Here is an 8,603-nt window from a genome sequence, read left to right on the forward strand (position 1 = left end):
TCGACGCGGTCTTACCGCGGGCCGGGCGGAGGACCAGGACATGACGACCACGAGGACCGCGCAAGGGTGGTCGCTGCTCGGCGAGTTACCCGAGCGGGTGGTGTCCGGCTGCCTCTACGACTCGGCCGGTTGGCTGCGCATGTGGGAGACGACCGGTATCGAGGGCCGGGCGCGGCACGGCTACGTGCACGCCGAAGGACAGGTCCTCCCGCTCTACGCGCTCGGCAGTTCGCCGTTCTGGCACGGGTACGTCACCCAGGCCGGGCAGGCGCGGCTCGGGAGCCGCCACGTCTTCGCCGGCTCCACGTACTCGATGTACACCAAGCGCGGCGCGTTCCCGCAAGCCCTGGCGCGCGGCGCGCACGCCACCGCGATGGAGTGGATCGACGCGGGCGAGGCGGACCTGCTGATCGCGCCGAACCTCACCGAGGCCGCCGCCGCCACGTGGGAGGACGCCGTCGGACCACCGGCCGGTCGCGTCAAGCTCGACCGCACGTACAGCTCGGAGTTGTCCGGCGGCTTCGACGACCACCTCGGCCGGTTGCCCAGGAAGCTCCGCATGGACGTGCAGCGCCGGTTGCGGCGCGCCGACGAACGCGGGCTGCGGATCGACGTGGTGGAAGGACCGGAGGCGCACGACCTCGTGCCGTCGGCGCTGCCGCTGGTCGTCGGAACCACCGACGAGCACGGCTGGCCCGCGTTGTACGACGCGGACACCCTGCACGCCCTGCTGCGGACGCCCGGTGCCCTGCTGGTCGTGGCACGGGTCGAGGACCGGGTCGCCGGGGTGTTCTTCGGCTTCCGGCACGACGCCGAGGTCACGTTCCTGTGCGGTGGCGTCGACTACTCGGGCCTCACCGAGCTGAGCACGTACGTGGCGATGATGTACCGCTGCACCGAATGGGCCTACGCCAACGGGTTCCGGCGGATCGAGTGGGGTCGGGACAACTACCGGTTCAAGGAGCGCCACGGGCTCGACGGGACCGACCTGTGGGCGCTGGTGTACTCGCCGGACCCGACGCCCGCGCTGCGCGCGGCCCTGGCCGAGATGCACCGCGTGATGGTGGCCTACATCGAGGGCGGCGAATGAGCCCCGGTCGCAGCCGCGCCGCGCTGCTGTTCGGCGCGCTGCTGAGCGTCAACGCCTCCTACACGCTGCTCATCCCGTTCGTGCCGGACCTGGAGGAACGGGCGGGCGCGAACCCGACCGTCGTCGCGCTGACGTTCGCGGTGTTCGCCGGCGCGAAGGCGGCGGCCCAGCCGTTCGGCGGGATGTGGGTGGACCGGTGGCGACCGGGTGACGTGGGGTGCGTGGCGCTGCTCATCGCGGCGGCGGGCATCGTGGTCACGGCGATCGCGCGGGATCCGGCCATGCTGCTGGCCGGGCGCGCCCTGTGGGGCATCGGCGAAGGTCTCGTGACACCGGCCCTGTACGCGGGCATGGCCGCGCTGTGCCGCCGCTACGACCTGCCGACCAGCCGGATGATGGGCAACTTCGGCACCTTCGCGGTGGCGGGCTTCCTGCTCGGGCCGCTGGCGGCCGGTGTCGCGGCGCCGTTCGGCCTGGACGCGTTGTTCCTGTTCGGCGCGGCGGTGACGGCGGTGACCGCGTTCGGGCTGCGGTGGGCCGTGCCGCGCGACGTGCCGGCGCCGGTCGAGGAGGAGCCGGAGGACGACACCGCGACCGGCGCGACGACCGGCCGGTGGTGGACCTGGGTGCTGGTGCTCGGCGCGCTCGACCTGTTCACCAACCTCACCTACTCGGCGCTGGAGCCCGTGCTGCCGCTCTACCTGAGCGCCGACGGCGAGCAGTCCGCGCGGGGCGCCATCTCGCTGGTCTTCGCCATCGGGCTGGCCGCGTTCGGCGTCGTCAGCTGGTTGCTCGGCCGCTACGCGGGCAGGCTCGGGCTGGTGGCGATGGCCAGGATCGGCCTGGCGCTCGCGGCCGTCGGCACGGCCGGGCTGTACGCGAGCGCCGAGGTGTGGCCGGTGGCGGTGTGCTTCGTCGTGCTGATGGTCGGCCAGGCCGCGCTGTACCTGACCGCGCGCCGGGGCGTCGTCGAGCTGCGGTCGGCCATGTCGCGGCAGGGCAAGGCGTTCGGGCTGTTCGGCCTGGTGTCCGACATCGGCAACATCCTCGGACCGCTGGTGGGCGTGGCGCTGTACGAGCTGACCGGCCGGGTGTCGTTCCTGGTGATCGGCGCGCTCAGCGGACTGCTGCTCGCCGCCCTGCTCGTGCGGAGGTACCGCCCGGCACCGACCCCTCCCGTCGAGGACGGCCACGTGCGGACGGTCGTGCTGTTCGACCGCGCCGATCCGCTGGAGCTGGAGTCGGGCCGGACGCTCGCGCCCGTCACGGTGGCGTACGAGACCTACGGCGAGCTGAACGACGACCGCTCGAACGCGATCTTCGTCTGCCACGCGCTGACCGGCGACTCGCACCCGGCCGCCCACCACCCGGACGACCGGCCCGGGTGGTGGCGGGACATGGTGGGGCCCGGCTGCCCGGTCGACACCGACCGGCACTTCGTGGTGTGCGCCAACGTGCTCGCCGGGTGCTCCGGCACCACCGGCCCGACCTCGCCGGGACCGCACGGCGAGCCGTGGGGACCGGACTTCCCGCCGATCGGCATCACCGACATGGTCACGGTGCACCGCGCGCTCGTGGCCGAGCTCGGCGTCGAACGCCTGCGCGCCGTGATCGGTGGTTCGTTGGGAGGCATGCAGGCCCTGGAATGGCTGTTGCGCGCGCCGGACGACGCCGACGACTTCCTGATCGTCGCCGGCACCGCCCGGCACACGGCGGAGAACCTCGCCTGGAACGCCGTCGCCAGGACCGCGATCCGGTCCGACCCGGACTTCCACGAGGGCCGGTACCCGCCGGGCCGGGGACCGGCGGCCGGTCTCGGCACAGCGCGGATGATCGGCCACCTGACCTACGTGTCCGAGGACATGCTGGCGCGGAAGTTCGGCCGCGATCGGCGTGCCGCGAACGGCACGGGCCCTTCGGTGGTCACCGGGCCGTTCGCGGTCGAGGGCTACCTGGAGCACCAGGCCGCGAGCCTCGTCGAGCGGTTCGACGCGAACAGCTACCTGTGCCTGATGCACGCCATGGACAGCTTCGACGCGTTCGCCGACGACCGCCCGTGCGCGCCGTTCCGGCGCAGGCCCGGGGTGCACCTGTTCAGCTTCGACTCCGACCGCCTGTACGGGCCGGAGCACGCGCGCTACATCCAGGCCAACCTCGCCGCCCGCGGCCTGCCCGCCGAGCACCACCAGGACCGCACGACCGACCGCGGCCACGACGCGTTCCTGCTCCACGTGCCGCCGTACCTGCACCGGGTGGGGGAGGTCCTGGCCCGGGAGTCGGTCGTGCGCGGCGCGGACGACGGCGGCTGACGCGCCGCGGCGAGCTGGTGGGCGACGGCGTTCGACGGCGAGCACGGCGCCCGGCGCCCGCACGAGCAGGCGGCGGGCGCCACGGACGGCCAGGTGGCGCTGATCGAGCGGGAACTGGGCCTGGCGGACGGCTCCCGCGTCCTCGACGTCCCGGGCGGCACGCCGTGTCCATCGCGGCACGCGGACACCACGTCACGTGCGTCGACCTGAGCGAGGACTACCTGGACGCCGCCCGACGGCGCGCGGCCGAGCACGGCGTGACGGTGGACGCGGTGCGGCCGGCCCGAGCGGCGCCGCGGCGGTTCCCGCGACCACCGGTGCGCCTGGACCTGCTCAGGCCGAGCAGCACCCAGAGCGCTTGGGGCGCCCGGCGGACACTGCCGAGCGCCGCCGTGCGGGAGGCGTGGGCCGCCGTCCGCGACCAGGTGCTCGACGCCGGTCTGGTGCTCGCCACCCACCTGCGGACGCCGCGGCGGCGTGCGTCCGGATGACGGTCCCGGTGGTCCCCGCCGCCGACGCGCCGGGGAACGGCTGTCCCGTCAGACGACCGCACGCCGTGCCGCACGCGCCGCCGCGGCGGCCCCGAACCCGGTGAACAGCGCCACCGACACGAGGTCCGTCGCCGCGTACCACTCCGGATGCCACTGCACGGCGAGGCAGAACGCCGACCCCTCGGCCGACGCCGCCTCGACCACGCCGTCCGGCGCCACCGCCTCGGCCCGGAGGCCGGGCGCGAGCCGGTCGATCGCCTGGCGGTGCAAGGAGTTCACCTCGACGCCCGGCTCGCCGAGCAGCCGGTGCAGCACGCCGCCCTCGGTCAGGCGCACCGGGTGCGCGGGCAGGTACTGCTCGTCCCGGGGCAGCGAGAGGTCCTCGGTGTGCCCGGGCACGTCGCGCAGCGTGCCGCCCAGCGCCACGTTGAGCTCCTGCAAGCCCCGGCAGATGCCGAGCACCGGGACGTCCGCGCGCAGCGCGGCGGGGATGACGCTCAGCGCCAGCTCGTCCCGGTCGGGGTCGGCCCGCCCCGAGCCAGGCTCGCCGCCGTACCACCGCGCCAGCACGTTGCTCTCGTGCCCGCCGAACACCACGCCGTCGAACCGGTCCACCACCTGCGCCAGGCCCGGGGCCGGCCCGCCAATCACCACGACGTCGCAGCCGGAGACCTGCTCCAACGCGCGCACGTACACCTCGCGCACCGCCACGTGCGCCACGCCGTCCACCTGCTCGACGGCCGCCGCGAGGGCGACCAGCGGCTTGCCCGTCACCCGGCCACCGCCAGCGCGCCCGCCAGGTCGGCGATGAGGTCGTCCACGTGCTCCAGGCCGATCGCGAGCCGGATCGAGCCGGGCGACACACCCGCCGCGAGCCGGTCCGCCTCGGGCAGCTGGGCGTGCGTGGTGGACGCGGGGTGGGTGGCCATCGAGCGCACGTCGCCGATGTTCGTCACGTGCGAGATCATCCTTAGCGCCTCGATGAACCGCGTGCCCGCGCCCAGCCCGCCCGCCAGCTCGAACTGCACCAGCGGACCGCCGTTGCCGCCGGTGTACCGCCGCAGCCGCTCGACCTCCTCGGCGTCGCCGAGGCCGGGGTGGCGGACCGAGACCACCGACGGCTGGTCGGCGAGGTACCGCGCCACCGCCTCCGCGTTCTCGCCGTGCGCCCGCATCCGCAGCGGGAGCGTCTCGATGCCCTGGAGCAGCAGGAACGCGTTGAACGGGCTGAGGCACGGCCCGAGGTCGCGCATCAGCGTCTCGCGGGCCTTGAGCAGGAACGGGCTGCGCCCGAGCGAGCTGTCCAGGTTCGCGCCCGCCTCGGTCCAGACCACGTTGCCGTGCGCCGGGTCCGGCTCGGTGAGCAGCGGGTGCCGTTCGGCGTGGCGCGTCCAGTCGAACCGGTTGGAGTCGACGATCAGGCCGCCCAGCGCGCTGCCGTGGCCGCCGATGTACTTCGTCGCCGAGTAGACCAGGATGTGCGCGCCGAACTCCAGCGGCCGGCACACCAGCGGTAGCATGGTGTTGTCCAGCACCAGCGGCACGCCGAGCTCCTCGCCGATCGCGGCGACCTCCTCGATCGGGAACAGCCGCAGCTTCGGGTTGGGCAGCGTCTCGCCGAAGTAGCACCGGGTCCGCGAGTCGGTGGCGTCGGCGAAGTTCTCCGGCTTCTCCGGGCTGACGAACCGGGTCTCGATGCCGAACCGGGCGAACGTGTTGGCCAGCAGGTTCCACGTGCCGCCGTACAGCTCGTTGGAGCTGACCACGTTGTCGCCCGCCTGGCACAGGTTGAGCAGCGCCAGCGTGATCGCCGCCTGGCCGGAGGAGACGGCCAGGGCCGCCGGGGCGTCGTCCACCGCGGCGATCCTGGCCTCCAGCACGTCGCACGTGGGGTTGTTCAACCGCGTGTAGGCGTGACCGTCCACGCGCAGGTCGAAGATGTCGGCGGCGGTGGCCGCGTCGGGCAGTTCGTACGCCGCGGTCTGGAAGATCGGCGTCACGACCGGATCGGTGATGCCCAACCGCAGCTCGGCGCCGCCGTGCACGACGCCCGACTCCACCCGCCGGTAGGTCTTGCCGGCCGACCTCGGCCGCTCAGGCGGCGACATGCGGCTGCTCCGGCTTGTAGGTCATCGACTCCACGATGGCGCTGATCGCGCTTTGCTGCCCCTCGGGCCCCTTGGTGAACAGACCGCCCAGCTGACGGTCCACCGCCGCGTAGTTCGGGTCGGCCAGCCGCACCCGCCGCGCCTTGCCGAGGTTCCAGAACGGCGTGCGCGGGTCCAGGTGGTGCTCCAAGTGGTAGTTGTCGTTGTGGATGCCGGTGAGGAACTTCTCCCACGTGCGGCTCTTGCGGTTGCGCGTCATGTAGAGGTCCACGTTGGAGTCCCGCACCAGGGGGGTGTGCTCGGACAGCTCGATGTACCAGCCCAGGATCTGGAAGCTGGTCAGGTAGGGCACCACCCAGAACAGCAGCAGCTCCAGCGTCCAGCCCTGCGACGCGCACACCGCGACGACGGTCGTCCAGAACGCCCAGAAGCCGACCCGGTCGAGCACCCGCTTGCGCTTGCCGATCGGGGTCTGCGGCGTGTCCGCCGACCGCACGCGGCCCTGCTTGAGCAACCGGTAGCGGTTGCGCACCAAGTACTTCAGGTACGCCCACGTCTGCGTGCCGAACAACGGCATGATGACCGTGCGGAGCACGTACGCGCGAGGCGAGGACATCTCGTAGGCCCGCTGTTCGATGAAGAACTTCAGGTCCGGGTCGCCCTCGGGGTTGCCCAGCTTCGGGTGGTGCGTGAAGACGTGCGAGATCTTGTACGCGTAGTGCTGCTGGAAGATCGGGTAGGCGGTGAGCACGGTGCCGACGAACATCTGCACCTTGCGGTTCGACGCGCCGATGCCGTGCGCGCAGTCGTGCAGGATGGTCGACAGCCCCCGCTGGCGGGCGCCGATCACGAGCACCGCCAACGGGTAGAACCAGTAGGAGACGCCCAGGCACAGCCAGGCGCAGAAGGCCATCCAGACGACGTCCTCCAGCCAGGCCAGCGCGGCGTGCCAGTTGTCGCTGCGGTTCAGCTCCTTGATGCCGTTCTCGACTTCCTTCGGGAAGCGGTACATCCGGTAGCGCTTCCCGTCGAACGCCCAGGTGTACTCGTCGGACATCAGCGGCTCCTCTCCCACGAAGGTTCCGTTGTGGCGCACCGGTCTCAGTGGTCGGTCGCGCCGAAGCAGTGGCTGGGCAACGGCGGGAAGCCGTTGAACCCGACGGACGCGTACGGCGTCGTGTAGGCGCCGGTCGCGAGGATGTCGACGTGATCGCCCGGTCGCAGGTCGACCGGCAGCGACACCGGTGTGCGCTCGTAGAGGACGTCGGTGCTGTCGCACGTCGGTCCCGCGAGCACGGCCGGGGCCGCTTCGTCGGCGAACCGGCCGTTTTCGCGCACGGCGACGACGGGGAACGAGATGGCCTCGTCCTCGGTCTCGACCAGGCCGTTGTACCGGCCGACGTCGAGGTAGACCCAGCGCAGGCCGTGCTCCCGCTCGGTCACCAGCACGACCTCGGACCGGATCATCCCGGCGTCACCGGGCAGGTACCGGCCCGGCTCGACGATCAGCGTCGGCCGGGTCGGGAAGGACTCCGCGACGGCCCGGTCGATCGCCGTGAAGTAGGTTTCCAGCGCGGGCACGGTCGCCTCGTAGCGGACCGGCAGGCCGCCGCCGAGGTTGAGCAGGTCGAGCTCGATGCCCTCGGCGGCCAGCTTGGCCGCGACCCGCGCGGCGGTGGCGACACCGCTCGCCCAGCTGTCCGGCTCGCGCTGCTGGGACCCGACGTGGAACGTCGTGCCGCGCGGCGTGAGCCCGAGCGCCACCGCGTCGCGCAGCAACGCGACCGCGTCCTCCTCGGTGCAGCCGAACTTCCGGTTGATCGGCCACTGCGCGCCGGTCGTGTGGACGATGAAGCGGCAGCAGACCTCCGCGCCGGGCGCGGCCCGCGCGACCTTCGCCAGCTCCGCCGCCGAGTCGATCGAGTAGAGCCGGATGCCGCGCTCGTGCGCGTAGCGGATCGCCGACTCCTTCTTCACCGTGTTGCCGAACGAGATCGACGCCGGGTCCGCGCCCGCGGCCAGGCAGGCGTCGAGCTCCCCGACGCTGGCGACGTCGAAGCCGCAGCCCAGTTCCACCAAGTGCCGCAACAGGTCCGGGTCGGCGTTGGCCTTCACGGCGTAGTAGACGGCGGCATCGGGCAGGGCCGCGCGCAGTTCCCGGTGCCGGGCGGTGACGACGTCGAGGTCGAGCAGCAGGCACGGCGTCTCGGGCCGCGTGGCGTCGAAGAAGTCGCGGTGCGCCGCGTAGAGCGCAGGGTCCACCGGTCGGTCGTCGGTCAATGTGAAGCCTTCCACCCCAGGCGGCGGCGACGTGTGGTCCGGCCTCGGGAAGTGGGCTGCAAGACACCGCCGTCGTGACTGGCGGTCATCATGCCGACGGCCCGGACGCGGTGTCAACGAATGCCCGCGCCATGACTTCGGAATACCTGGCGGCGTGGAATTCTCCGGCCTGGCAACGATGTCCGGCCCCAAGGCCCTGGGCGTGCCGGACTCCGGAAACCTCGACCCGAGGATGCTCCTATGGATGTCAAGCTGCGGTTTCAAGATCGGTTGGGGTAGGCGTAGCGGGGCAGAGGACCGAGTAGACCTCGCGGGCGATGTAGCG

Annotated in this window: 7 protein-coding genes; 3 read left to right on the forward strand and 4 right to left on the reverse strand. The window is 72.5% G+C overall.

Annotated features, from left to right (window positions below; translation table 11 throughout):
- The first annotated feature begins 40 nt into the window (after window positions 1-40).
- The 3 genes from ACZ7GX_RS42895 (at window position 41) to ACZ7GX_RS42905 (ending at window position 3,890) form a co-directional block, all read left to right on the forward strand.
- Window positions 41-1,090 carry a GNAT family N-acetyltransferase gene (locus tag ACZ7GX_RS42895; RefSeq protein ID WP_498786157.1) on the forward strand — a complete coding sequence of 350 codons (1,050 nt, stop codon included), beginning with the start codon at window positions 41-43 and terminating at the stop codon, window positions 1,088-1,090.
- Window positions 1,087-3,399, forward strand: coding sequence for a homoserine O-acetyltransferase MetX (gene metX / locus ACZ7GX_RS42900; protein WP_498786159.1), 2,313 nt, complete (start codon window positions 1,087-1,089; stop codon window positions 3,397-3,399). The genes ACZ7GX_RS42895 and metX overlap by 4 nt, the downstream gene beginning before the upstream one ends.
- 164 nt (window positions 3,400-3,563) lie before the next feature.
- Window positions 3,564-3,890, forward strand: coding sequence for a class I SAM-dependent methyltransferase (locus ACZ7GX_RS42905; RefSeq protein ID WP_498786161.1), 327 nt, complete (start codon window positions 3,564-3,566; stop codon window positions 3,888-3,890).
- A gap of 48 nt (window positions 3,891-3,938) precedes the next feature.
- Here the strand turns inward: ACZ7GX_RS42905 and ACZ7GX_RS42910 are convergent, their stop codons facing one another.
- The 4 genes from ACZ7GX_RS42910 to ACZ7GX_RS42925 are packed head-to-tail and all read right to left on the reverse strand — an operon-like array spanning window position 3,939 to window position 8,260.
- Window positions 3,939-4,664 carry a gamma-glutamyl-gamma-aminobutyrate hydrolase family protein gene (locus tag ACZ7GX_RS42910; RefSeq protein WP_498786163.1) on the reverse strand — a complete coding sequence of 242 codons (726 nt, stop codon included), beginning with the start codon at window positions 4,662-4,664 and terminating at the stop codon, window positions 3,939-3,941.
- The gene (locus tag ACZ7GX_RS42915) at window positions 4,661-5,998 is read right to left on the reverse strand and encodes an O-acetylhomoserine aminocarboxypropyltransferase/cysteine synthase family protein (protein ID WP_498786166.1); all 1,338 of its coding nucleotides are present in this window, start codon (window positions 5,996-5,998) and stop codon (window positions 4,661-4,663) included. The genes ACZ7GX_RS42910 and ACZ7GX_RS42915 overlap by 4 nt, the downstream gene beginning before the upstream one ends.
- Entirely contained in the window at window positions 5,985-7,055 is a 1,071-nt protein-coding gene (locus tag ACZ7GX_RS42920) for a fatty acid desaturase (protein ID WP_498786168.1), read from the reverse strand. Before ACZ7GX_RS42920 ends, ACZ7GX_RS42915 begins: the two co-directional genes overlap by 14 nt.
- Window positions 7,056-7,099: 44 nt before the next feature.
- On the reverse strand, window positions 7,100-8,260 hold the full coding sequence (locus ACZ7GX_RS42925; RefSeq protein ID WP_498786170.1) for a type III PLP-dependent enzyme: 1,161 nt from the start codon (window positions 8,258-8,260) through the stop codon (window positions 7,100-7,102).
- Between the last annotated feature and the right edge of the window lie 343 nt (window positions 8,261-8,603).

The organism is Actinosynnema sp. NPDC037264 (genome assembly GCF_055603705.1).